This is a genomic window from Micromonospora desertarenae (assembly GCF_056150265.1).
Window position 1 is genome coordinate 71,181 of record NZ_JAXCFQ010000008.1, and the last position, 24,272, is coordinate 95,452.

Annotated in this window: 23 protein-coding genes and 1 riboswitch; of the genes, 6 read left to right on the forward strand and 17 right to left on the reverse strand. The window is 74.9% G+C overall.

All coding sequences use genetic code 11. The annotated features are described in order from the left end of the window. Positions 1-15 precede the first annotated feature (15 nt). The 4 genes from SM577_RS18130 to pdhA all read right to left on the reverse strand — a co-directional run bounded on the left by SM577_RS18130 (position 16) and on the right by pdhA (position 5,430). A complete protein-coding gene (locus tag SM577_RS18130) occupies positions 16-1,680 on the reverse strand; it encodes a right-handed parallel beta-helix repeat-containing protein (protein ID WP_474587472.1) in 1,665 nt (554 codons plus the stop codon). Between the two features lie 170 nt (positions 1,681-1,850). After that, positions 1,851-3,230 (reverse strand): dihydrolipoamide acetyltransferase family protein, encoded by a 1,380-nt coding sequence (locus SM577_RS18135; protein WP_302922270.1) that lies wholly within the window; start codon positions 3,228-3,230, stop codon positions 1,851-1,853. Further along, positions 3,227-4,243, reverse strand: coding sequence for an alpha-ketoacid dehydrogenase subunit beta (locus SM577_RS18140; protein WP_302922341.1), 1,017 nt, complete (start codon positions 4,241-4,243; stop codon positions 3,227-3,229). Before SM577_RS18140 ends, SM577_RS18135 begins: the two co-directional genes overlap by 4 nt. Then, positions 4,240-5,430: a pyruvate dehydrogenase (acetyl-transferring) E1 component subunit alpha gene (gene pdhA / locus SM577_RS18145; protein WP_302922340.1), complete on the reverse strand. Its 1,191-nt coding sequence runs from the start codon at positions 5,428-5,430 to the stop codon at positions 4,240-4,242. Before pdhA ends, SM577_RS18140 begins: the two co-directional genes overlap by 4 nt. A gap of 72 nt (positions 5,431-5,502) precedes the next feature. Here pdhA and SM577_RS18150 point away from each other — a divergent pair, with 72 nt between their 5' ends. Then, complete coding sequence (locus SM577_RS18150) at positions 5,503-6,009, forward strand: Lrp/AsnC family transcriptional regulator (protein WP_302922269.1); 507 nt, start codon at positions 5,503-5,505, stop codon at positions 6,007-6,009. A 7-nt stretch (positions 6,010-6,016) separates the two neighbouring features. Here SM577_RS18150 and SM577_RS18155 read toward each other — a convergent pair whose 3' ends face one another. From SM577_RS18155 to SM577_RS18165, 3 genes are all read right to left on the reverse strand, one after another. After that, a complete protein-coding gene (locus tag SM577_RS18155) occupies positions 6,017-6,988 on the reverse strand; it encodes a DNA polymerase domain-containing protein (protein ID WP_302922268.1) in 972 nt (323 codons plus the stop codon). Positions 6,989-7,061: 73 nt separating this feature from the next. Then, a complete protein-coding gene (locus SM577_RS18160) occupies positions 7,062-7,388 on the reverse strand; it encodes a hypothetical protein (RefSeq protein ID WP_302922267.1) in 327 nt (108 codons plus the stop codon). Between the two features lie 249 nt (positions 7,389-7,637). Next, positions 7,638-7,868: a hypothetical protein gene (locus SM577_RS18165; RefSeq protein ID WP_109900784.1), complete on the reverse strand. Its 231-nt coding sequence runs from the start codon at positions 7,866-7,868 to the stop codon at positions 7,638-7,640. 183 nt (positions 7,869-8,051) lie between these two features. On the opposite strand from SM577_RS18165, the gene SM577_RS18170 reads away from it, so the two are divergent. From SM577_RS18170 to SM577_RS18185, 4 genes are all read left to right on the forward strand, one after another. Continuing rightward, the gene (locus SM577_RS18170; RefSeq protein WP_302922266.1) at positions 8,052-8,780 is read left to right on the forward strand and encodes a histidine phosphatase family protein; all 729 of its coding nucleotides are present in this window, start codon (positions 8,052-8,054) and stop codon (positions 8,778-8,780) included. Next, on the forward strand, positions 8,764-9,633 hold the full coding sequence (locus SM577_RS18175; RefSeq protein WP_302922265.1) for an NAD(P)H-hydrate dehydratase: 870 nt from the start codon (positions 8,764-8,766) through the stop codon (positions 9,631-9,633). The genes SM577_RS18170 and SM577_RS18175 overlap by 17 nt, the downstream gene beginning before the upstream one ends. Positions 9,634-9,781: 148 nt before the next feature. After that, complete coding sequence (locus SM577_RS18180) at positions 9,782-11,269, forward strand: S8 family peptidase (protein ID WP_474580711.1); 1,488 nt, start codon at positions 9,782-9,784, stop codon at positions 11,267-11,269. A gap of 129 nt (positions 11,270-11,398) precedes the next feature. Beyond that, on the forward strand, positions 11,399-11,899 hold the full coding sequence (locus tag SM577_RS18185) for a hemerythrin domain-containing protein (protein WP_302922263.1): 501 nt from the start codon (positions 11,399-11,401) through the stop codon (positions 11,897-11,899). 42 nt (positions 11,900-11,941) lie between these two features. Here SM577_RS18185 and SM577_RS18190 read toward each other — a convergent pair whose 3' ends face one another. Continuing rightward, positions 11,942-12,796 (reverse strand): metallophosphoesterase family protein, encoded by an 855-nt coding sequence (locus SM577_RS18190; RefSeq protein ID WP_302922262.1) that lies wholly within the window; start codon positions 12,794-12,796, stop codon positions 11,942-11,944. 97 nt (positions 12,797-12,893) lie between these two features. After that, entirely contained in the window at positions 12,894-13,700 is an 807-nt protein-coding gene (locus SM577_RS18195; protein ID WP_302922261.1) for an SDR family NAD(P)-dependent oxidoreductase, read from the reverse strand. 151 nt (positions 13,701-13,851) lie between these two features. Next, positions 13,852-13,941: riboswitch (ZMP/ZTP riboswitch) on the forward strand. Between the two features lie 18 nt (positions 13,942-13,959). Between SM577_RS18195 and SM577_RS18200 the strand changes: the two genes are divergently transcribed. Next, a complete protein-coding gene (locus tag SM577_RS18200) occupies positions 13,960-15,396 on the forward strand; it encodes a glycine hydroxymethyltransferase (protein WP_302922260.1) in 1,437 nt (478 codons plus the stop codon). Positions 15,397-15,560: 164 nt separating this feature from the next. Here the strand turns inward: SM577_RS18200 and araB are convergent, their stop codons facing one another. From araB to SM577_RS18240, 8 genes are all read right to left on the reverse strand, one after another. Then, a complete protein-coding gene (gene araB, locus SM577_RS18205) occupies positions 15,561-17,219 on the reverse strand; it encodes a ribulokinase (RefSeq protein WP_474587473.1) in 1,659 nt (552 codons plus the stop codon). A 262-nt stretch (positions 17,220-17,481) separates the two neighbouring features. Then, on the reverse strand, positions 17,482-17,742 hold the full coding sequence (locus SM577_RS18210) for a hypothetical protein (protein ID WP_109905009.1): 261 nt from the start codon (positions 17,740-17,742) through the stop codon (positions 17,482-17,484). 67 nt (positions 17,743-17,809) lie between these two features. Continuing rightward, positions 17,810-19,252, reverse strand: coding sequence for an aminotransferase class I/II-fold pyridoxal phosphate-dependent enzyme (locus tag SM577_RS18215; RefSeq protein WP_474587571.1), 1,443 nt, complete (start codon positions 19,250-19,252; stop codon positions 17,810-17,812). Next, a complete protein-coding gene (locus SM577_RS18220; RefSeq protein ID WP_474587474.1) occupies positions 19,201-20,328 on the reverse strand; it encodes an alpha-hydroxy acid oxidase in 1,128 nt (375 codons plus the stop codon). Before SM577_RS18220 ends, SM577_RS18215 begins: the two co-directional genes overlap by 52 nt. Then, positions 20,321-21,298 carry an alpha/beta hydrolase gene (locus SM577_RS18225; RefSeq protein ID WP_474587475.1) on the reverse strand — a complete coding sequence of 326 codons (978 nt, stop codon included), beginning with the start codon at positions 21,296-21,298 and terminating at the stop codon, positions 20,321-20,323. The genes SM577_RS18220 and SM577_RS18225 overlap by 8 nt, the downstream gene beginning before the upstream one ends. Then, entirely contained in the window at positions 21,295-21,432 is a 138-nt protein-coding gene (locus SM577_RS18230) for a hypothetical protein (protein WP_474580706.1), read from the reverse strand. The genes SM577_RS18225 and SM577_RS18230 overlap by 4 nt, the downstream gene beginning before the upstream one ends. Next, positions 21,429-22,652, reverse strand: coding sequence for a cytochrome P450 (locus tag SM577_RS18235; RefSeq protein ID WP_302922255.1), 1,224 nt, complete (start codon positions 22,650-22,652; stop codon positions 21,429-21,431). Before SM577_RS18235 ends, SM577_RS18230 begins: the two co-directional genes overlap by 4 nt. A gap of 62 nt (positions 22,653-22,714) precedes the next feature. Continuing rightward, positions 22,715-24,019: an SGNH/GDSL hydrolase family protein gene (locus SM577_RS18240; protein ID WP_302922254.1), complete on the reverse strand. Its 1,305-nt coding sequence runs from the start codon at positions 24,017-24,019 to the stop codon at positions 22,715-22,717. Positions 24,020-24,272: the final 253 nt, after the last annotated feature.

Genomic DNA, 24,272 nt, shown 5'->3' on the forward strand with positions numbered 1-24,272 from the left:
GTCGGCACCGACGGCTCACCCCTCGTCGTCGTGGCCGTAGTTGCGTTCCCACCGGCCGCCGTCCGGCGGGGTGTCCGCGCGGATGGCCGCGTCGACGTTGCCGGCCAGGTCGTTGTCCACCACCCGGCACTCCACGCAGCTGCCCTGGTCGGTGATCCACAGTCCGTGGGTCTGGGTGGACGGGTCGCGGTTGTCCCAGATCCGGTTGCCCCGCACGGTCGCCGCGGTGAGCTCCGCGTTGACAGTGATCCCGGCCCGCACCGGCGGCGGGGCCGGCAGCTCGTACGGTGTCCCCGGTTTCGGGGTGTCGCCGCTCCAGGCGGTGAACGCGCCGGGCCGGATCGGCGCCAGGGTCAGCGTCTCGGCGTCGTTCGCCGCCACCACCGCGATCGCCCGGCCGACCCGGACCACCTTGCCCCGGTGCCCGTCGTTCGGCCAGGTGGCGGTCCGGTCGACCACCGACTTCTCGCTGTACCGCACCGAGTCGCCGTGCCCGGTCATCGCCGGCGCCACCTGCCGGCCGTTGTTGCGGATCCGGTTGCCCACCACCATCGCGTCCCGGACCGGCCGGTCGAACCGGATCGCGTCGCCGCTGTTGCCGTAGAAGTCGTTGCTCTCGATGACGATCTCCTCGGCCCTGTCCTGCCCGGCCGAGCCGAGGCTGCGCTGGTGGTAGCCGTGCCGGCCGTTGCCGCTGACCCGGTTGCCCCGGATGGTGTACGGCCCGGGGGTGTTGCCGATGCTGATCCCGTCGCGCAGGTTGCCGTCGATCACGCAGTCGGTGAGGATGCCGCCCCGCCCGGCGGTGTGCGTGGTGCCCTTCGCCGAGACGTGGAAGCCGGCCTCCAGGTTGCCGGTCATCGTGCAGGCCGTGACGATCAGGCCGTTGGCGCCCCAGTCGGAGATGCCGAAGCGGTTGCCCTGGGTGTGGCAGCCGAGCACCCGGATGCCCCGGGGACGCAGCCCACCGGACTCCTGGAGTTCAAGGAAGATGCCGTTGGTGGCGTTGGCCACCGCGCTGCAGTTGACGATGGTGAGCCGCTCGATGCTGCCCCACCCGCCGATGCCGACCCCGATCCCGGCGCCGCCCATCTCGGTGCCGTTGTCCTGCCGTCCGCACCCCACCACCAGCACCCGGTCGATCACGCAGTCCTGGAGGAAGTCGCAGCCCAGCCCGGTGGCCGCGGTGTGGTGGATGTAGAGGTTGCGGAAGACGCCGCGGACCACGTACTGCAACCCGAGGCCCTTGGCCAGCGGGCTGTACTCCGCCGACGCCACCTGCGAGCCGTCGATCTCGAAGTCGGCGAAGGTGCAGTCGGCCAGGTGCCGCTCCCGGTCCGCGCCGTGCAGCTGCGCGGTGTGGAAGGCCAGCGGCACCGGCTCGGCCCGGTTGCCGGCGTTGCTGAGCGCGAACCGGGTCGCCCCCGGTCCGGCGCCGACCAGCGACACGCCGCTGCGCCAGACGGTGCCCGCGTCGCGGATCGAGTAGACCCCCGGCGGGCAGTGGATGACCCGGGCCCGCCCGTCCGCCTCGTACGCGTCGCCGAGCAGGTCGACCAGGGCCGCGAGGGCGGGCTGGTCATTGGTCACCCCGTCGCCGGTCAGCCCGTGGTCGCGGGCGTCGCAGAGCAGCGGCGCCCCGGCGACCGGATGCGGCCGGATGCCGGAAGCCACGGTCATGCCCGGGTGCGCCACGTCGTCTCCCCTCGGCGACTGGGCAGCCCGCTTTCCCGGTCCGCCGGCCGGGAAACGCCCGCCGGCCCGAGCACGCCGCCGGCTGGACGGCCCGCCGGCGGCCCCGGCCCGGGCCGGGCCTGGCCGGGGCCGCCGGTGCCGGTCAGCCGATGGCGTCAGACGGTGGCGATCAGCAGCGCCGGCCGCTCCACGCAGTCGGCGACGTGCCGCAGGAAGCCGCCGGCCACCCCGCCGTCGCAGACCCGGTGGTCGAAGGTGAGGCTGAGCTGGGTCACCTTCCGGACCGCGAGCTGGCCGTCGACCACCCACGGCTTGTCCACGATCCGTCCCACCCCGAGCAGCGCCGCCTCCGGGTGGTTGATGATCGGGGTGGATCCGTCGACGCCGAACACCCCGTAGTTGTTCAGGGTGAAGGTGCCGCCGGTGAGCCGGGCCGGCGGCAGGGTGCCGGCCCGGGCGGCCGCCGTCGTCGCGGTCAGCTCGGCGGCCAGTTCCGCCGTGGTGAGGCGCTGCGCGTCGCGGACCACCGGCACCACCAGGCCCCGGTCGGTCTGCGCGGCGATGCCCAGGTGCACCCCGGCGGACTGGACGATCCGCTGCCCCTCGGTGTCCACCCGGGCGTTGAGCTGCGGGTAGCGGCGCAGCCCGGACAGGCAGATCCGGGCCAGCAGGGCCAGGATGCTCACCGGCGCGTCCGGGGTCGCCGCGTTGATCGCCGCCCGGGTCTCCAGCAGGGCGGTGGCGTCCACGTCCACCCAGATGGTCACCTCGGGGATCTCCCGCCGGCTGCGGGACAGCTTGTCGGCGATCGCCTTGCGGATGCCGGTCAGCGGGACGACCACGTCGCCGGCCTCGGCCGGGCCGAGCCCGACGTGCGCCGGCGGCGGGTCGGCCGGCTCGGGACGGTCCGGCACCGCGGCCAGCCGAGCGGGCGCCGCCGCGGCCACCGCGGCCTCGACGTCGGCCCGGCGGACCACCCCACCGGGCCCGGTGCCACGCAGGGTGGCCAGGTCCAGGCCGTGCTCGCGGGCCAGCCGGCGCACGATCGGCGAGATGACCAGGGTGGCCGGCGCGCCCGGCGGGGTAGCGGTGGCGGGTGCCGGGGCGGGCGGCGCGGCCACGGGCTGCGGGGCGACCGCGAGCCGGGGCCGGCGCCGCCGCCGGGACCCGCCGTGGCCGGTGCCGTAGCCGATCAGCACGTTGCCGGAGCCGGCCCGCTCCTCCTCCCGGTAGGTGGCGTGGCCGGCGGGTTCGCCGCCGCCGGCCGGCGCCGCGGCGGCGTCCAGCGGGGCGATGGTGATCAGCGGCTGGCCGACCGGGCGGACCTCACCCGCCGCGCCGTGCAGGGCCACCACCCGGCCGGCGTACGGGCAGGGCACGTCGACGACGGCCTTGGCGGTCTCCACCTCGACCACCGTCTGGTCCACGCTGACCGTGTCGCCGACGGCGACCCGCCACTCGACGATCTCCGCCTCGGTCAGCCCCTCGCCCAGGTCGGGCAGGAGGAACACCTGGGCCCCGTCGACGGTGGTCATGCCGCGCTGCCTTCCGCGAGCCAGCGCGGGTCCGGCTGGTCGTCCCACTGCAGGCGGGCCACCGCGTCCAGCACCCGGTCCACGCCGGGCAGGTGGGTGTGCTCCAGCATCGGCGCCGGGTACGGGATGTCCAGCCCGCTGACCCGCAGCACCGGGGCGTGCAGGGCGTGGAAGCAGCGCTCCTGCACCCGGGCGGCGATCTCGGCGCCCACCCCGGCGAAGCCCTGCGCCTCCTGGATCACCACGCAGCGCCCGGTGCGGCGGACCGAGGCGGTGACCGTGGCGTCGTCGAACGGCACGATGCTGCGCACGTCCACCACCTCCAGGTCCCAGCCCTCCTCCCGGGCCGCCTCGGCGGCCTCCAGCGCGACCGGCACCGCCGGCCCGTACGCCACCAGGGTGGCGTCGCGGCCGGGCCGGCGCACGACCGCCCGGCCGAACGGCTCGGTACGCGCCGGCAGCTCCGCCTCGGCGCTGGAGAAGTAGAGCTTCTTCGGCTCCATGAAGACCACCGGGTCGGGGTCGGCGATCGCCTCCCGCAGCAGCGAGTACGCGTCCTCGACGGTGGCCGGGGTGACCACCTTCAGGCCGGGCGTGTGCGCGTAGTACGCCTCGCTGGAGTCGCAGTGGTGCTCGACCCCGCCGATGCCGCCGGCGTACGGCACCCGGATGACGATCGGCACGCTGAGCGCGCCCCGGGTCCGGTTGCGCAGCTTCGCCACGTGCGAGGCGATCTGCTCGAACGCCGGGTAGGCGAACGCGTCGAACTGCATCTCCACCACCGGGCGCAGCCCCGACATGGCCAGGCCGACCGCGAAACCGACGATGCCGGCCTCCGCGAGGGGGGTGTCGAAGCAGCGCTTGTCGCCGAACCGGGCCAGCAGCCCGTCGGTGATCCGGAAGACGCCGCCGAGCTGCCCGACGTCCTCGCCGAAGACGACCACCCGGTCGTCGGAGGCCAGCGCGTCGGCGAGCGCCGCGTTGAGCGCCTTCGCCATCGTGGTGGCCATCAGGCGTCCCCTTCCTGCTCGGCCGCGGCCAGTTCGGCGCGGACCTGCTCCCGCTGCTCGACCAGTTGCGGGGTCGGCTCGGCGTAGACGTGGTCGAACAGGCTCAGCGGGTCGACGGTCGGCTGGGCGTTCATCCGGGCCCGCAGGTCGGCCGCGTACTCCTCGGCCTCGGCGGCGACCGCGGCGACGGCCGCCTCGTCCAGCACGCCGCGCGCGCGCAGGTAGGTCTCCAGCCGGGCGACCGGGTCCCGGTCCCGCCAGGCGTCGACCTCGGCGCCGTCGCGGTAGCGGGTGGCGTCGTCGGCGTTGGTGTGCGGCTCCATCCGGTAGGTGTGCGCCTCGACCAGGAACGGCCCGTTGCCGGCCCGCGCGTGCGCCACCGCGCGGGTGAGCACGGCGAGCACGGCCACCGGGTCGTTGCCGTCGACCTGCTCGCTGGGCACCCCGTAGCCGACGCCCTTGTACGCCAGCGACGGCGCGGCGGTCTGCCGGGACAGCGGGACGCTGATCGCGTACCGGTTGTTCTGTACGAAGTAGACCACCGGCGCCCGGAACACGGCGGCGAAGTTGATCCCCTCGTGGAAGTCGCCCTCGCTGGTGGCGCCGTCGCCGATGAAGGCCAGCGCCACGGTGTCCCGCCCCTGGTACGCCTCGCCGTAGGCGAGCCCGGCGGCGTGCACGCACTGGGTGGCCAGCGGGGTGCACTGCGGCGCGGTGCGCCGGGCGGCCGGGTCGTACCCGCAGTGCCAGTCGCCGCGCAGCAGGGTGAGCACCTCGACCGGGTCGAGGCCCCGGGAGACCAGCGCCATCGACTCCCGGTAGGTCGGGAAGACCCAGTCGGTCTCGCGCAGCGCCAGCACCGCGCCGACCTGGCAGGCCTCCTGGCCGCGGGAGGACGGGTAGACCGCCAGCCGGCCCTGCTTGGTCAGGGCGGTGGCCTGGACGTCGAACCGGCGGCCGATCACCATCCGGCGGTACATCTCGGCCAGCGCCTCGGCCGGCGGTTCGGGGTAGTCGGCGCGGGCGGGCAGCGGCGTGCCGGTCGGGTCGAGCAGGCGTACCGGCTCGGCGGCCGGCAGCAGCCCACGGGCCGGGTCGGGCGGGGCGGTCGACCGGCGGGTGGATGCCCTGCGGACCGCCTGGGGTGTGGTCGTCACGGCGGGGACCTCCTGGACGTGTGGTGGGCCTATGCTCCTGCTGTCGGATGATTGACTCAAGATCCGCGCCAATTGCGGGACGGATGGCAGGCAGGAGGCGTCACGGTGAGCCAGGAATCCGGGCCAGGGGTGGACTCGACGACCGGAACGGGACGATCGGCCCGCCCGCTCGACGAGGTGGACCGGCTGATCCTGGACGAGCTGGTCCGCGACGGGCGCACCTCGGTGCGCACGCTGGCCGAGCGGGTGCACGTCTCGCGCACCAACGCGTACGCGCGGGTCGAGCGGCTGCTGCGCGACGGGGTGATCACCGGCTTCCGGGCCCGGGTGGCGCCGGAGGCCGCCGGGCTGGGCACCTCGGCGTACATCGCCCTGAAGATCGAGCAGAACACCTGGCGGGAGGTCTCCGCGGAGCTGGCCCGGGTGCGCTACATCGAGCACGCGGCGCTGCTCGGCGGCGACCACGACGTGCTGGCGCTGGTCCGCGCGCCGGACAACGCCACTCTGCGGGACGTGGTGCTCAACCGGGTGCAGAGCATCGCCGGGGTGCTCTCCACCCGCACCTGGCTGGTCTTCGAGGAGTTCGACGGCGAGCGCAGCCCGTGGGTGTGAGCCGGCGTCACCGCTCGGGCGGCGCCTCCAGGCCCTCCCGGTCCGCCAGCTCCAGCAGCGGCTCCAGCGAGAACCGCCGCTCGTCCAGGCCGGCGTGCGGGTCGCCGCGCTCGGCGAACCGGGCCGGCATCGACGGCACGGCGAAGTCCTCCGGCCGCGCGTCGTCCAGCTCCGACCAGTCCAGCGGCGCGGAGACCAGCGCCCGCGCGGTGGGCCGGATGGAGTACGCCGAGGCCATGGTGTGGTCCCGGGACATCTGGTTGTAGTCGACGAAGACCGGGCGGTCCCGTTGTTCGCGCCACCAGGTGGTGGTGACCAGCTCCGGCAGCCGGCGCTGCATCTCCCGGCCCAGCGCCAGCACCGCCCGCCGACAGTCGCCGAAGCTCCACCGCGGCTCGATGGAGAGGTAGATGTGCAGGCCGCGCCCGCCGGTGGTCTTCGGGTAGCCGGTCAGGCCCAGCTCGGCGAGGAACGCCCGCACCTCGTGGGCCACCGGCACCACCTGGTCGAAGCCCACCCCCGGCATCGGGTCGAGGTCGATCCGGAGCTGGTCGGGGCGCTCCACGTCGGCGGCGGAGACCGGCCACGGGTGGAACCGCAGCGTGCCGAGGTTGGCCGCCCAGATCACCACCGCCAGCTCGCTCGGCGCCACCTCGTCGGCCGTCCGGCCACTGGGGAAGGTGATGTGCGCGGTGCGGACCCAGTCGGGCGCGCCCGCCGGCAGCCGCTTCTGGTAGAAGGCGTCACCGCGGTTGTCCTGCCGGGTGCCGATCTTCGCGCCCGGGAAGACGCCGCGCGGCCACCGTTCCAGCATGGTCGGCCGGTCGCGCAGCGCGCGCAGGATGCCGTCGCCGACGGCCAGGAAGTAGCGCACCACGTCGAGCTTGGTCAGCCCGAGCTCGGGGAAGTAGGGCTTGTCCGGGCTGGAGACGCGGACGACCCGCTCCCCCACCTCGATCTCCTCGGCCGCCGTCGCCACGCCTCACACCGTAGCGGCGACCGGCCCGCGCCGGGGGCAGCGCGCCGAGCGTGACGGCGCCGGCGCGGCTCGCTCAGGCGACCAGCAGGACGCCGACGACGATCAGCGGCAGTCCGACGAAGAGGAAGATCCCGACGCCGGTGAGCACCCGCCCGCCCCCGCCGGTCTCCTGCTCGGGCGCGAGCCCGAAGGTGGTCCGGGCGTCGAGCATGCCGATCCGGCTCAGGGTCAGGTCGCCGGTCACCCCGAGCAGGGCGCCGACGACCACCAGCGCGATGCCGAAGCGGGTGACGAAGTCGCCGCCGGCGACCGCCACCCAGATGCCCGCGGCGGCGGCGACCACCACCAGGGCGACGACGAAGAGCACCAGCGCCTCGCGCAGACCACGGACGACCGTCATCGCCGACCCCACCTCCGTCTCCCGACGGCGGCGCCGCCGTCCGGGACGGACATTGTGCACGGTGGGGACGCCGGACCGCTGCCCCGGACACGGAGCGTGGTCGGCGAGGCGGCGCGCCCGGCCGGGTCGGCGCGGCGACCGGGCACGTGGGGCGGGCCGGCACGACGCGGCGCGGAGACCGGCTCGGCGGCGGCCGGCGCCGGGCACACGGAGGCCGGGCCGGGGTCGCCGGCCCGGCCCCGGTCGAGGTCAGCGACCTTCCTGCTGGAGGCGGTTCATCAACATCTGCTTGCCCTGGTCGCCGGCCTTGCGGTTGTTCTCCTGGATCTTGCGGAACCAGGTGGCGAGTTCCGTGTCGCCCCGGGCGTCGGCGTCGGCGATGTACGTCTCCATCCGATACACGTGCTCCAGCGACATCTGCAACGTGTGGATGAGGTCGTAGTTCTTGTCCCTCACCGGGCTCATCTGTTCCTTGGTCATGGTCGCCACGGCGCAACCTCCCCTGTCGGTCATCGTGGAGCCAGCGCTTACCCGGCCGGGCCGGGTTCACGCCCGCCGGACGGCCACGGTGCCCGACCCCGCCGGCCGGCGCCGGCCGGCCACCGGGCCGGGCCGCCGCGCCCGGGCGATTACCCGCCGGGAGGCCCGGGTACGGGTTGCCCCATGGAACTGGCAGCGCTCTGGATCGTCCGGCACGGCGAGAGCACGGCGAACGTGGCGGCGAGCGCGGCCGAACGCTCCGGCGCCGAGCTGATCGACCTCACCCACCGGGACGCCGACGTGCCGCTCTCGGCCACCGGCGAGGAGCAGGCCCGGGCCACCGGCCGGTGGCTGGCCGGGCTGCCCGCGTCGCGCCGGCCGGACCTGGCGGTGGTGTCGCCGTACCTGCGCGCGGTGCGCACCGCCGAGCTGGCGCTGGCCGGCACCGACATCCCGGTGAGCCGGGACGAGCGGCTGCGCGACCGGGAGCTGGGCATCCTCGACGGGCTCACCGGCCACGGGGTGCGCCAACGGTTGCCGGAGGAGGCGGCGCGCCGGGCCCGGCTCGGCAAGTTCTACTACCGGCCGCCGGGCGGAGAGTCCTGGACGGACGTGGCGCTGCGGCTGCGTACCCTCCTCGGCGACCTGCGGCGCGACCACCCGGGCCGGCGGGTGCTGCTCTTCGGCCACGACGCGCTGGTCTTCCTCACCCGCTACCTGGTCGAGCAGCTCACCGAGGCGGAGCTGATGGCGTTGACCCACGGGCAGGTCATCGCGAACTGCTCGATCACCGGCTGGTCCGCCGACGGGCACGGCCGGTTGACCCTCGACGTGTTCAACGACGTCGCGCACCTGCGCCAGCAGGGCGCGCCGCCGACCCGGGAGGACGAGGTCCATGCCGAACCGGTCTGACACCCCGGTCATCACCCCGCGGCTGCTGCGGGACTGGGCGCTGCCCGTGCCGACCGGCGGCAAGGAGGCCCGCGGCACGGTGCTGGTGGTGGGCGGCTCGCGGTTCACCCCGGGCGCGGTGCTGCTCGCCGGGGTGGCCGCGCTGCGGGCCGGCGCCGGCGTGCTGCAACTGGCCGCCGCCGAGTCCACCGCCGCCGCGCTGAGCATCCAGGTGCCGGAGGCGCTGGTGGTGGGGCTGCCGGAGACCGCGGAGGGCGCGGTCGCGGGCCAACCCGGCGACCGGTTGACCGAGCTGGTGGCCGAGGCGGACGTGGTCGCCGTCGGCCCCGGCCTCAAGGAGATCGACGAGACCCGCTCGCTGCTCGGCCTGGTGCTCGACGCGGCCGGCCCGCAGACCGCGCTGGTGCTCGACGCGTACGCCCTGGGCGCGCTCAGCCACTGCCCGGACCTGCTGGTCGGCTCCGGCCGGCCGGTGGTGCTGACCCCGAACCTGACCGAGGCGCGGCACCTGCTCGGCCGGGAGCCCGGCGACGACCTGGACGCCGAGGCGGCGGAGCTGGCGCGGCGGTACGACGCGGTGGTCTCCCTCTACGGCCACATCGCCACCCCCGACGGGCGCGGTTGGCGGGAGGAGAGCGGCGACGCGGGCCTCGGCACGTCGGGCAGCGGCGACGTCCGGGCCGGGCTGCTGGCCGGGCTGCTCTCCCGGGGCGCCGAGCCGGCGCAGGCCGCGTGCTGGGCCGCGTTCGCCCACGCGGTCAGCGGGCAGCGGCTGGTGCCCCGGTTCGGCCGGATCGGTTTCCTCGCCCGCGAGCTGCTCGACGAGATCCCGCACACGCTCGCCACAGTCTGACACCTTTTGTCCGCCCGAGCGGGTGTGTGTAACGCCACACCGGCTCTCGGCGCTTGTTGCACAGAAGCAAGCATCCTGCCTGCTTCTCGCCGGTCCGCGCTCCCCCGAGGGCGCGTCAACCGGCGGGTAACGGCCCCTGGGAGTCTGTGTGAAGAACCTCCGTCGCAAGACACTGGCCGCCGCGTCCGCCATGACGCTCGGCGTCGGTTTGGCCGTCACCGGTGGGCTCGCGCCCGCCGCGGCGGCCGCCGGCCCGGACACCACGTTCCTGGTCCTCGCGCCGCAGGGCGCGAAGACCGACAAGGCGGCGGCCCGGGTGGCTGCCGCCAAGGGCACGGTGGTGGCCAGCTACGACCAGATCGGCGTGCTCGTCGTCCGCTCGACCAACCCCGACTTCGCCGCCGACGTGGCGGGCGCGGGCGTCGAGTCGGTGGCGTCCACCGCCGGCCTGGGCACCGCCCTCGACGAGGGCGAGACCGTCGAGGTGGCCGCGGCCGACGCCGTGGCCGCCAGCGCGGATCCGACCAAGGAGCCGCTCTTCGGTCAGCAGTGGGACATGCCGATGATCGGCGTCCCGCAGGCCCACGCGATCAACGCCGGCAGCGCCGACGTGGTGGTGGGCGTGCTGGACAGCGGCATCTCCAGCAGCCACCCGGATCTGGCCAGCCAGATCGCCAAGGACAAGAGCGCGTCCTGCCTCGGCGGTGTCGTCGACACCACCGAGTCGGCCTGGAACCCGACCACCTCCGACCACGGCACCCACGTGGCCGGCACCATCGCCGCCGCGGTCAACGGCGTCGGGGTGACCGGGGTCGCTCCGGGCGTGAAGGTAGCCGCCGTCAAGGTCGTCAACAACGACGGCTACATCTTCCCGGAGGCCGCGGTCTGCGGGTTCCTCTGGGCGGCCGAGCACGGCATGCGGGTGACCAACAACAGCTACTACATCGACCCGTGGGAGCTGAACTGCCGCAACGACGCCCGCCAGCGTCCGGTGTGGCAGGCCGTGCAGCGGGCCATCCGTTACTCGCAGAGCAAGGGCGTGCTGCACGTGGCGTCCGCGGGTAACTCCAACTACGACCTCGCCCACAAGATCACCGACACCGGCAGCCCGAACAACGGGACGCCGGAGGTCCGCGAGGACCTCACCAACGCCTGTCTCGTCCTGCCGGGCGAGGCGCCGGGCGTGGTGACCGTCTCGGCGGTCGGCCCGACCGGGGAGAAGAGCTACTACTCCTCGTACGGCCAGGGCGTGGTCGAGGTGACGGCCCCGGGTGGCGACACCCGGTTCCGCACCCAGGGTGCCCGTTCGACGGTCACCGACGGCATCCTGTCGACCACCTTCAACACCGCCACCCGCACCGACGGGTGGGGCTACAAGCAGGGCACCTCGATGTCCAGCCCGCACGCCGCCGGCGTGGCCGCGCTGGCCCTGTCCGCCCACCCGGGCATGACGCCGGGCCAGCTCAGCTCGTTCCTGCAGCGGACGGCCGAGGCGAAGTCCTGCCCCACGGGGGTCTACAACCCGGTGCCGCTCTTCCCGACCGGCCCGAACGTGTACGACTCGACCTGCTCCGGCGGGGCGCGCAACTCGTTCTACGGCGCGGGCATGGTCAGCGCGTACAACGTGGTGCGCTGAGGCGACAGCACGACCAGTGGTGGGGCCCGGCGGCGATCCGCCGGGCCCCACCCGCTTGGGTGACACCAGTTTCCGCAGCTCACCACCGGGGTACCGGACGGACATCCGTCGAATTTAGGAGGTCACCCGGTGTCCACCGATGCCATCGTCCTGCTCAAGGAGGACCACAAGGAGATGCGCCGCCTGTTCAAGGCCTTCCAGGATGCCGAGGAGGGGCCGGCGAGCAAGCGGAAGCAGCTGGTGGGGCAGATCATCGAGGCGCTCACCGTGCACACGTACCTGGAGAACGAGGTGATGTACCCGGAGGTCCGCAAGCTCCTGCCGGACCTGGAGGACGACATCCTCGAGTCGTACGAGGAGCACCACGTCGCCGACCTGCTCTGCGCCGAACTGTTCACCATGGACGCCGAGGACGAGCACTTCAACGCCAAGACGACGGTGCTGATCGAGAACGTGCTGCACCACGTCGAGGAGGAGGAGCAGGAGTGGTTCCCGAAGGTGCGCGAGGCGCTCGGCCGTAAGCAGTTGCAGGAGATCGGCGAGCGGATGATCGAGCTGCGCGACGGCGCCCCCCGCAAGCCCACCGACCCGAAGGCGCTCAAGAAGTCGATGCACGCGGTGACCGCCTGAGCGGCGACGGCGCGACGGGCCCCGGCGCGTCGGGGCCCGTCGTCATGCCGGGGGCGCCGGCAGGATCCGCCGCAGCCGCCCCGGCGGTACGCTGCGCTGCCGCCACTCCCGCGGATAGCCCACCGAGACCTCCTCGAACCGTACGCCGTCGTGCCAGGTGGTCCGGGGGATGTGCAGGTGCCCGTAGACCACCGCGGCGGCGTCGAAGCGCCGGTGCCAGTCGGCGGTCGCCTCGGTGCCGCACCACTGGGCGAAGATCGGGTAGCGCAGGATCCGGGTCGGCTCGCGGACCAGCGGGTAGTGGTTGACCAGCACGGTGGGCAGCGCCGGCTCCCGCTCGGCCAGCCGCCGGCGGGTCTGCTCGACCCGGGCCGCGCACCAGTCCGCCCGGCTCGGGTACGGGTCGGGGTGCAGCAGGAACTCGTCGGTGCAGACGATCCCGGTCCGGTACGCCTCGGCCAGCGCCGCCTCGCGGGTGTCGATCCCGTCCGGCAGCCAGCTGTGGTCGTAGAGCAGGAACAGCGGCGCCACCCGCACCGGGCCGCCCTCCCCCCGCCACACCGGGTACGGGTCCTCCGGGGTGAGCACGCCCAGCCGCCGGCAGAGCGCCACCAGGTGCTGGTAGCGCTCCAGCCCGCGCAGCGTCACCGGGTCGTTCGGCGGGCTCCACAGCTCGTGGTTGCCGGGTGCCCAGACCACCCGGGCGAAACGGTGCGCCAGCAGCCCGAGCGCCCACTCGACATCGGCCACCGTGTCGGCCACGTCCCCGGCGACCAGCAGCCAGTCGTGCGGCGACTCGGGGTGCAGGCCCTCGACGACGGCCCGGTTCTCGCGGTGGTTGACGTGCAGGTCGCTGATGGCGAACAGGCTGCCGCCCGCGCTCCCGTCGGCCACCATCCCTCGATCCTATGGACCGCCCCGCCCCGCCGCGACCCCGGCAGCCGGGCCGGCGGCGCCCTCGGCCCGGACCGGGCGCGTTCCGCGCGACGCCCCCTCAGCCGCCGGAGCCGGGCTCGGCCATCCGGCGGTGTTGCGCGGACTTGAGCTTGTCCGGGACGATCTTGCCGGCGGCGGTCTGCACCTTGTTCAGCAGCGAGCCGGCGGTCACCGTCTGGTCGCCCCGCATCAGCGCCGCGAACCCCTGCTCGGCGACCCGTCGCGGGTCGTCCTTGCGCCCGGAGCCGACCCGGGTGTCCCGCATGTCGGCCCGATCGAAGAACTCGGTGTCCGTGGGGCCGGGCATCAGCGAGGTGACGGTCACCCCGGTGTCCTTCAGCTCGTTGCGCAGCGCCTCGGCGAAGGACTGCACGAACGACTTCGAGGCGTTGTAGACGGCCTGGAAGGGTCCCGGCATGGTCGCCGCGATCGACGAGGTGAACAGCACCCGGCCGGCGCCGCGTTCGACCATGCCCGGCAGCAGCAGCTTGGCCAGGTGCACGGTCGAGCGGACGTTGAGGTCGACGACGGTCAGCTCGTCGGCCAGCTCGGTGCCGCCCACGAACTCCCCGCCGGCGCCGCGGCCGGCGTTGAGCGCCAGCGCATCCACCGCCCGGCCGGTCGCGCGCACGGCCGCCACCAGCTCCTCCACCCCCTCGGGGCGGGCCAGGTCGACCCGGACGGGTTGCACCCGGGGCCCGTTGTCGCGGCGCAGCCGCTGCGCCGCCGTGCCGATGCCCTCGTCCTCGGCGGCGACCACCACGTCGAATCCGTGCTCGACGAACTGCACCGCCAGCTCGTACCCGATCCCGCTGGACGCCCCGGTCACCACGGCGAGTGGTCGACCGGTGGTCGGTGTGCTCATGCTGGCTCCTCTCGTACGCCCGGCCGCGCCGCACCGGTTTCGCGGCCCGCCTCCTGGTGTGCCCCGGGACGGGCGGTCCAACCGCCCGGCACGCAGCCGGCCGGGCGGACGGAGGTGGAGCCGGGCAGCGGGTCGCCGACCCGGTAGGATCAGCCCGGGCCGTGACTGGCGCGTGGGGATGGAGCACCATCGGGAAGCGGTCCCGTCACGAGGACGCACGCCGAGCGCCTGGGCCTTCCGCACGTCACCTGGAGGTCTCATGTCGCTGAACGCCGAATCCACCGCCTTCCGCAGCGCCCTCGAGGTGATCCGCGCGGTCGAACCGCGGGTGGCCGACGCCATCGGGGCGGAGCTGGCCGACCAGCGCGAGTCGCTGAAGCTGATCGCCAGCGAGAACTACGCCTCCCCCGCCACGCTGCTGGCGATGGGGAACTGGTTCAGCGACAAGTACGCCGAGGGCACCGTCGGCCGCCGCTTCTACGCCGGCTGCCAGAACGTCGACACCGTCGAGGCGCTCGCCGCCGAGCACGCCCGCGAGCTGTTCGGCGCCGCGCACGCGTACGTGCAGCCGCACTCCGGCATCGACGCCAACCTGGTCGCGTTCTGGGCCATCCTGGCCGACCGGATCGAGTCCCCGGCGCTGCGGAAGGCGCAGGTCCGGCAGGTCAACGAGCTCACCGAGGCGGACTGGTTCGCGCTCCGCCGCGAGCTGGGCAACCAGCGGATGCTGGGCATGTCGCTGGACGCCGGCGGGCACCTCACCCACGGCTTCCGGCCGAACATCTCGGGCAAGATGTTCGACCAGCGCAGCTACGGCACCGACCCGGCCACCGGCCTGATCGACTACGACCAGGTCGCCGCGGCGGCCCGGGAGTTCAAGCCGCTGATCCTGGTCGCCGGCTACTCGGCGTACCCCCGGAAGGTCAACTTCCGGATCATGCGGGAGATCGCCGACTCGGTCGGCGCCACCTTCATGGTCGACATGGCCCACTTCGCCGGCCTGGTCGCCGGCAAGGTGTTCACCGGCGACTTCGACCCGGTGCCGCACGCGCACATCGTCACCACCACCACGCACAAGTCGCTGCGCGGCCCGCGCGGCGGCATGGTGCTCTGCCAGCCGGAGCTGGCCGACCAGGTGGACCGGGGTTGCCCGATGGTGCTCGGCGGCCCGCTGCCGCACGTGATGGCCGCCAAGGCGGTCGCCCTGGCCGAGGCGCGCCGGCCCGACTTCGCCGACTACGCCCAGCGCATCGTGGCCAACGCCCAGGCGCTCGCCGAGGGGCTGCTGCGCCGCGGCGGCAGGCTGGTCACCGGCGGCACCGACAACCACCTGGTGCTGATCGACGTCTCCGGCTACGGGCTGACCGGCCGGCAGGCCGAGCAGGCGCTGCTCGACTCGGGCATCGTCACCAACCGCAACTCGGTCCCGCAGGACCCGAACGGCGCCTGGTACACCTCCGGCATCCGGATCGGCACCCCGGCGCTGACCAGCCGCGGGCTGGGCACCGCGGAGATGGACCAGACCGCCGAGCTGATCCACACCGTGCTCAGCCAGACCACGCCGGGCAGCAACGCCGACGGCACCCCGTCGAAGGCCAAGTACGTGCTCGACCCGGCCGTCGCCGACAAGGTCAGCCGCCAGGCCAGCGAACTGCTCACCGGCTTCCCCCTCTACCCCACCGTCACCCTCGCCTGACGCGCCCCACCCCGGCACCCCACCCGCCCCGGCCCCGCCCCGCCCCGCCCCGCCCCGCCCCGCCCCCCCGGTTGATCATGAGGTTGGCGGCATGGGTCCGGACAATTCGCACCGCCAACCTCATGATCGACGGGGTGGGGGCGGGGGCGGGGGGCGATGGGGGGTCAGTGGGGGTGGTTGCGGAGGGCGCGGAGGCGGTGGAGGGTGTCGGTGCCGCCGCGGCCGAAGTGGTCGTGCAGGGTCCGGTACTCGGCGTACAGCTGGTCGTAGCGGGCGGCGCGGGCGGGGTCGGGGTGCCAGGTCTCCCGGCGCGGGGCGCCCATCGCCGCCGACGCGGCCGGCACGTCGGGGTACGCCCCGGCGGCCACCGCCGCGTGGATCGCCGCGCCCAGCGCGGCCGGGTGCGCCGAGTCGACCACGTGCAGCGGCCGGCGCAGCACGTCGGCGTAGATCCGCAGCAGCAGCCGGTTGTCGGTCAGCCCGCCGGCGACGGTCAGCTCGTCCACCCGCACCCCGGCGTCCTCGAACGCGGCCACCACGGTCCGCGCCCCGAACGCCGTCGACTCCAGCAGCGCCCGCCAGATCTCCTCCGGCCGGGTGGCCAGGGTCAGCCCGACCAGCACCCCGCTCAGCTCGTGGTCCATCAGCACCGAGCGGTTGCCGCTGTGCCAGTCCAGCGCGAGCAGGCCGTGCCCGCCGACCCGCTGCTCGGCGGCGAGGGAGTCGAGCAGCTGGTACGGGGTCACCCCGAGCGCGCGGGCCCGCTCCGCGTACGACGCCGGCAGGGCGTTGGCCACGTACCAGGCGAAGATGTCGCCGACCCCGCTCTGCCCGGCCTCGTAGCCCCAGGCGCCGGTGGTGACGCCACCGTCGACCACGCCGCACACCCCCGGCACCTCGTGGCAGGCGTCCGCGTTCATGATCAGGCAGGTGGAGGTGCCGAGCACGGCGAGCATCCGCCCCGGCTCGACCGAACCGGCCGCCGCGGCGGTGACGTGCGCGTCGATGGTGCCGACGGCCACCGCGACGCCCACCGGCAGGCCGGTCCAGCCGGCCGCCTCCGGGGTGAGCCCGCCGGCTCGGGCGCCCAGCGGCGCGAGCGGACCGTCGACCCGGGGCAGCAGGCCGTCCAGCCGGGGGTGCAGGGCGCGCAGGAACTCCGCCGACGGGTACCGCCCGTCCTGGCGCAGCCCCTTGTAGCCGGCGGCCGAGGCGTTGCGGGTCTCCCGGCCGCAGAGCTGCCAGACGATCCAGTCGGCCGCCTCGATCCAGCGCTCCGCGCGGTCGAAGACCTCCGGATCCTCCTCCAGCACCTCCAGCGCCTTGGCCAGCTGCCACTCCGCGGAGACCCGGCCCCCGTAGCGGGCCAGCCAGCGCTCGCCCCGCTCGGCGGCCAGCGCGTTGATCCGGTCGGCCTGCCGCTGCGCCGCGTGGTGCTTCCACAGCTTCGGGTACGCGTGCGGCCGGTCGGCCAGCCCTGGCAGCTCGCAGAGCGGGGTGCCGTCGGCGCGGGCGGGCAGCACGGTGCTGGCGGTCGCGTCGACGCCGATGCCGACCACGTCCTCGGGTCGTACCCGGGCGGCGCGCAGCGCGGCGGGCACCGCGGCGCGCAGCACCTCGCGGTAGTCGTCGGGGTGCTGCAGCGCCCAGTCCGGCGGCAGCGGCGGGCCGCCGGGGAGCCGCTCGGTGAGCACCCCGTGCCGGTACGGGTGGACGGCCTCGCCGAGTTCGGCGCCGTCGGCGACGTCCACCACCAGCGCCCGGCCGGAGAGGGTGCCGAAGTCGACCCCGACCACGTACCGGGGCCGCCCGGGTTGCGCCACTGCTCCTCCTCCCCACCGCGACCGGGCGGCGCGGGAGCGGCCGGGCGGCGGCGGGAGGCAACGGTAACAACAACGCCGGGTGAACGGCACGCCGCCGGCGGGCCAGCCGGGACCGGGGCCCGCGCCGACCGGCGCTGACGCACGGGCGGCATCCGGCGGGCGGGCCGTGGGTGGCGGATCGTGGGTGGCGAGCCGTGGGTGGCGGGCCGTGGGCGGCGGGGCCGGCTTCGGCGCGACCGGGTACGGGGGGACGCCGGGCGGGTCAGCCGATCTGCCGCTTGAGGTGGTAGCGGTGCACCTCGGTGCTGCCCTGGACGTTGTTCACGTCCTCGGCGGCGGAGACCAGTTCCCAACCCTCCCGGCCGGCCCGGTTGAGGTGCGCGATCGCCGTGTCGCCGTACGCGGTGATGTCCCGGCGCGACCCGTCCGGGCCGTACCAGATGAAACTGACGTGGAAATTGCGGCCCTGCCCCTGATAGCGGCGGACCAGCAGGGCGTACTCCCAGGCGACCATGGCGTCCATTATGACCGTCCATGCAGGACGCGGAAACGCGGGCAGTCGCGGATTGCCATGCGGTGAACGCGTTGTGTCAGGCCACCCGGTCGGACGTGCCGCGGCGGGCCAGCTCGTCGGTGACCAGGGCGGCCAGCCGGTCCAGGCCGAGGTCGATCTCGGCCGGGGTCACCGCGCTGACCGACAGCCGCAGCGCGGCCACCGGGGTGCCGGCGTCGTAGAAGTGCGCCATCGGCGTCCAGAGCAGCCCGTACTCGCGGGCCGAACGGTGCAGCAGCGCGTCGTCGACCGGGAACGGCACGGTCACCACCACGAAGAACCCGCCGGCCGGCACGCTCCAGCGCACCGGCGCGGCGTCCGCCGGGAACCGCCGGGCCAGCCCGGCGACCAGGTGCCGCAGGTTCCGGGTGTACGCGGCCCGCTCGCGCGCCGTCGCCGCGACCAGGCTGCACCCGTGCTCCAGCAGCGCCCCGCCGACCACCGCCTGGGCGATCGCCGAGGTGTTCACGGTGACCATGCTCTTGATCTTCGCGAGCTGGTCGGCGAGCGGCCCGACCCTGCCGTCCGCGCCGGCCACCCGCTGGTCGGCGACGACGTAGCCGACCCGCGCGCCGGGCAGCACGGTCTTGGCGAACGACCCCAGATAGACCACCCGCCGCCCGGTGTCCAGCGCCTTGAGCGTGGGCACCCGCTGGGCGTCCCCGGCCGGGAAGAGGCCGTACGGGTTGTCCTCCAGCAGCAGCAGGTCCTCCGCCTCGGCCAGGGCGAGCAGCCGCCGCCGGTCGGCCAGGCCCAGGCTCGTCCCGGACGGGTTGGCGAAGTCCGGCATCAGGTAGCAGGCCCGCGGGCGCAGCCCGTCGGCCCGGGCCCGGCGCACCTGGGCGCGCAGATCGGCCAGGTCCACCCCGGCCGGCCCGCCGGCCACCGGGCGCACCGGCAGGTCGAGCAGCCGAGCCGCGCCGGTCAGCCCGACGTAGGTGGGCGCGACGGCGAGCAGCACGTCGTCGGGGCCGGCGCGCAGCGCCCGCAGCACCAGGAACATCGCCTCCTGGCAGCCGACCGTCACCACGATCGCCTCCGGGTCGACGTCGACCCCCTCGTCCACGGCCAGGTTGCGGGCCACCAGGTGGTGCACGACGCCCTTGGTGCGGCCGTACTGGAACAGGGTGCGGTGCACCTGGGCGGGGGTGAGACCGAGGTCGTCGGCGAGGTGGCGGCGGAACGTGTCCAGGTACCGGTGCAGCGCGGCGACGTCGAAGAACTCCTCGTACGGCCGGCCGGCGGCCAGCGACACCGCGTCCGGGTAGTGCTGGGCCACCTCGTTGAGGAAGTTCATCGAGTTCAGCGCCGGGTCGTCGACCGCCGGATGCAGGTCGGCCGTGCTCAGGTCGGCTGTGCTCAGGTCGGCTGTGCTCCGGTCGGCCGTGCTCCGGTCGGCCCCGCTCAGCTCCGCCGGCGCGGCCACGCTCAGTCCACCGTCCGGGTGCGCAGCTCGCGGGCGGCCGCCGGGTCGGCGCAGCCGGTCAGCGCCAGCGCGTCGCGGAACTCGTCGGCGAGCAGGGTCAGCGCCGCCTCCGCCGCGGCCTGGCCGCCCGCGGCCAGCGCCCAGAGCATCGGCCGGCCGACCAGCACCCCGTTGGCGCCCAGCGCCAGGGCGCGCAGCACGTCGGTCCCGCCGAGCACGCCGCTGTCCATCAGCACCTCGCACCGGTCGGCGACGGCCGCGACCACCTCGGGCAGCACGGCGGCGGTGGCCGGCGCGCCGTCCAGTTGCCGGCCGCCGTGGTTGGAGACCACCACCGCGTCGGCGCCGGCGGAGACCGCGAGGACGGCGTCACGCGGGTCGAGGATGCCCTTGACCACCAGCGGCAGCGCGGTGCGCCCGCGCAGCCAGTCCAGGTCGTCCCAGCTCAGCGCGGGCGCGAAGACCGCGTCGGTGTGCGCGGCGATAGCCGAGACGCCTGGCATGGCGGTGTGCGCCAGGTCGTCCCGCCCGGCCGGCAGGTTGGCCGCCACCACGTGCGGCGGTACGGCGAACGCGTTGCGCACGTCGCGCAGCCGCCGGCCGAGGATCGGCACGTCCACGGTGACCGTGAGCGCCGTGCAGCCGGCCGCGTGCGCCCGGTCCAGCAGGTCGGTGACCAGACCCCGATCGCGCAGCCAGTAGAGCTGGAACCAGACCGACCCACCGGCCTTGGCGACCTGCTCGATCGGCACGCTGCCCAGGGTGCTCGCCACGTACGGCACGCCGGCCGCGGCCGCGGCGGCGGCCAGCGCCACTTCCCCGTCCGGGTGCACCAGTCGCTGGTACGCGATCGGCGCCACCGCCATCGGCAGCGCGGACGGCGCGCCGAGCAGGCGGGTCTCGGTGCGCGGGGTCGGCACCCCGCGCAGCACCCGGGGCAGCACCGCCACCCGGTCCAGCGCGCGCCGGTTGGCGGCGAGGGTGATCTCGGCGCCGCTGCCGCCGTCGATGTAGTCCCACACCTCCGGCGGGAGCACCGCCCGGGCCCGCTCCGCGTAGTCGGCCAGGCAGGCCGGCGCGGGTGGCTCCCCCACCGGCCGGGCCGGCTTCGGCAGCACGTCCTCAGCCATCGTCGGTCCCCCTTCCCGCCGGCACCGTGTCCCGGTCGGTGCCGGTCAACCCGAACCGCCCGCGCAGGAACGCGGCGGCCTCGTCCTGGGCGCACCGGCCGTCGTCGAAGACGCCGGGCATGGCGAAGAAACCGTGGATCATCCCGGGGTAGCGGGTGAGCGTGGTCGGCACCCCGGCGGCGCGCAGCCGGTGCGCGTACCGCTCGCCCTGCTCGCGCAGCGGATCGTGCTCGGCGGTGACGACCAGGGCGGGCGGCAGGCCGGTGAGGTCCGGCGCGAGCAGCGGTGAGGCCAGCGGGTCGCGGGCGGCGGCCGGGTCGGGCAGGTAGTGCCGGCGGTACCAGGCCACCGAGTGGCGGTTGAACAGCAGCGGGTCGTCGTCGCCGGCGGCCGTCGCGGTCTGGTCGGTGTTCGGGTAGACCAGCAGTTGCGCGGCGAGCCGGGGCCCGCCCCGGTCCCGGGCCAGCAGGGTGACCGCGGCGGCGAGGTTGCCGCCGGCGCTGTCGCCGCCGACCGCGACCCGCGCCGGGTCCAGGTCGAACTGCTCGGGGTGCGCGGCGAGCCACCGGCTGGCCGCGTGGCAGTCGTGCACCGCGGCCGGGAAGGGGTGCTCCGGGGCGAGCCGGTAGCCGACGGTGACCACCTGGCAGGGCACCGCGTTGGCCAGCCGCCGGCAGATGCCGTCGGCGGTGTCGATGCTGCCCAGCGTCCAGCCGCCGCCGAAGAAGTAGACCAGGGTGGGCAGCGGGCCGGACCCTGCCGGCCGGTACACGCGTACCGGCAGGTCGCCGGCCGGGCCGGGGACGTGCGTGTCGCGTACCTCGTGCACCGGCTCGACAGCGCCGCCGCCGGCCCGGATCGCGGCCAGGTCGGCGGCGCGGGCCTCGGCCAGCGTCTGGGTGTACAGCGGTGGCGTGCCGGCCGCGGCGCGGGCCGCCCGGTACGTGGCCACCTGCGGGTGCAGGCTCATGCCGCACCTCCGTCGCGCGCCGGGCCGACCCGGAGCGCCGTCGCGTCGAGCCGGGCGGTTCGCTCGCTCATGCCGGCGCCGCGGCGTGCGCCGTGCCGGCGCGCCGCGCCGGGCCGGGTGATCCGCTCGCTCATGCGGCCTCCCGCCCGCCGGTGTGCAGCAGCAGCTTGTCGATGCCGCGCAGGAAGAGGCTACCGCTGTAGATCGGCCGCTCGGCGACCGCGAGCCGGGGGAAGCGGCGCAGCAGCCGGGGCAGCGCGAGCCGACCCTCCAGCCGGGACACGGCGGCGCCGAGGCAGAAGTGCAGCCCGACGCCGAAGGCGAGCGACGGCGGGCCGGGCCGGCGCGGGTCGAACCGGTCCGGGTCGGCAAACCGGGCCGGGTCGCGGTTGGCGGCGGCGATCACCAGCAGCACGTTCTGGTCCCGCTCGACCGGCACCCCGCCGAGCACGGTGTCCCGGGGCGCGGCCCGGGCCAGGAAGTGCACCGGCGCCTCCAGCCGGAGGATCTCGTCGACGGCGCCGCGGGTCAGCGCGTCGTCGCCGGGCAGCGCGGCGGCCACCTCGGGGTGGGACAGCAGCAGCGGCAGGCCGTTGCTGAGCATGTAGACGGTGGTCACGAACGCGGCGTTGAACAGCACGATCAGGTTGCTGACCAGCTCGTCCTCGGTGAGCGGGACGTCGCCCGCGTCGACCGCCTCGACCAGGGCGCTGATCAGGTCCCCGCCGGGGCGGCGGCGCCGGTGCGCGATCAGCCCGGCGTAGAAGGCGCGCAGTTCGGCGGCGGCGGCGTTGGCGGCGGCCAGCCGCTGCGGGGTCTTGCCCGCGACGTCCAGGAAGTCGTCGATGCGCTCCACCCGCTGCCGGTAGAAGTCCAGCTCCCCGGCGGGGATGCCGATGAACTCGGCCATCACCCGGGCCGGCATCGGGTACGCGAACTCCGCGACGAAGTCGAACCCGGCCGCCCCGGCGTCGGCCATCCGGTCCAGCAACTCGTCGACCACCCGGACCACCACCGGTTCGAGGGCGCCCAGCCGGCGCGGGGTGAAGGTCTTCGCGAAGACCGCGCGCATCCGGGTGTGGTCGGGCGGGTTGACGAACATCATCGAGGTCTGCAGGGTGCGCAGCACCTCCTGCTCTCGCCAGCCGGGCGGGGCCTGCTTGTACCACTCCGGGTCGCGCAGCACCTGGCTGACCAGGTCGTAGCCGACGGCGACGGCGGCCACCGTGCGGTGCTCGGCCCGCGCCGGCACCGGGCTGACCGGCCCCAGCTCGTGCAGCCCGGCGTAGCAGGGGTACGGGTCCTGCCGGCCCTCGTCGCTGTAGAGCCGGGTCAGCAACTGCGTGACGTCCACGTCGGTCTCCCCCCCGGAAACGGTGGCGCGGGCGGCGGGTGGGCCGCCGCCCGCGCCCGATGTCACAGGCCGAGCAGGCGCAGCGGCACGGCGTCGGCCATCGCCTGGTTGCCGGCGTCGTTCGGGTGGATGTGGTCACCGGAGTCGTACGCGGGCAGCAGCCGGCTGGGCTGGGCCGGGTCGCGCAACACCCGGTCGAAGTCGAGCAGCCCGTCGAACTCGTCGCCGGCGCGCAGCCAGGCGTTCACCGCCTGCCGGGTGGCCTCCTTCTCCGGCGTCCACACCCCCGGGTTGCCGTGCCCCTCGTACGGCGTCAGGGTGGCCACCAGGCTGCGCAGGCCGCGCGCCTTGACCTGCTGGTTGATCTGCCGCAGCGCGGCGATGACCTGCTCGGCGGAGTCGCCGGACATCCAGATGTCGTTGATGCCCAGGTGGGTGACCACGGTGCGGGCATCGGTCTGGGCGAAGACGTCCTCGTCGAGCCGGCTGACCGCGTTCGGCCCCAGCTCGTGGTAGCCGGGGAAGCCGCCCGCGCCGGGCTCCGGCCCCTCGTGGTTGAGCCGGTTGCCGGCCAGGCTCAGGTTGAGCACGCCCGGGGTGCGCACGTCCGGCCGGGCGTCGATCAGCCGGTCGGCGAGCAGGTCGGGCCAGCGCCTGTTGGCGTTGACGGTGCTGCCGTTGCCGTCGCCGATCGAGTCGCCGAGCACCACCACGGAGCCCGGCGAGTGCCGGCGCTGCACGTCGATGCCGGAGAGGAAGAACCAGCAGCAGTTCGGCCGGATGGTGAAGCCCGCGCCGTCGGCGGCGGAGGTCAGGTCGGTGGCGCCGATGAAGTTGGTCTGCCGGGACTGGCCGTGGAAGGTCACCGGGCCGGTCGGGGTCGGGAAGTGCACGGTCAGCACCAGGTCCTGCTGGTCGCCGACCGGGAAGTCGACCGGGTCGCTGAGCAGTTCCGCGCCGCGGTTCATGGTGGCCGAGGCGGCGCCGTTGAAGCGCAGCTCGCGCAGGCTCGCCGGGTCGATGTCGGAGTGGTCGTCGGCGGTGGCGGTGTTCGGTCGGGCGATGGTGGCCCGGCCGACCCGGACCGCCTGCTCGCCGTAGACGTTGCTCAACCGCACCCGCAGCCGGGGACCGCCGACCGAGGTGTGCACCACCATCCGCACGCTCTGGTTGTTCAGCCCGGTGTTGGTCAGGCCGGTGGCGTTGCCCCGGGTCACCGCGGCGGCCCAGCTGCCCGCCCAGACGGCGCGGTCGCCGCGCGCCCCGGAGGTCGACCCCGGGCCGGCGCTGGCGACCACGGCGGGGGTGCCCGCGACCAGCAGCGCGGCGGCGGAAACTGTCACGTGCCATCTCTTCGGAGTCGCCATTGAACCTCCATCGTGGTGGCAGCCCAGGGCCGTCAGGGACGGTCACCGGCTGGACGATGGACCGGAAACTAGCCGCCGCCGAAGATGGGCGTCAATCAACCTGATCGACGCGATCAAATGTCCGCCAGCCCCGCGCGGAGCGCCGTTCGGCCACTCTCCGCCGACGGCGGGAACACCCTACGCTCACAGGCGGCGGCGAGGTGGTCGCCGGCCGCGCGCCACCGCCGCGCCGTGCCCCGGGGGCTGCCCGGGC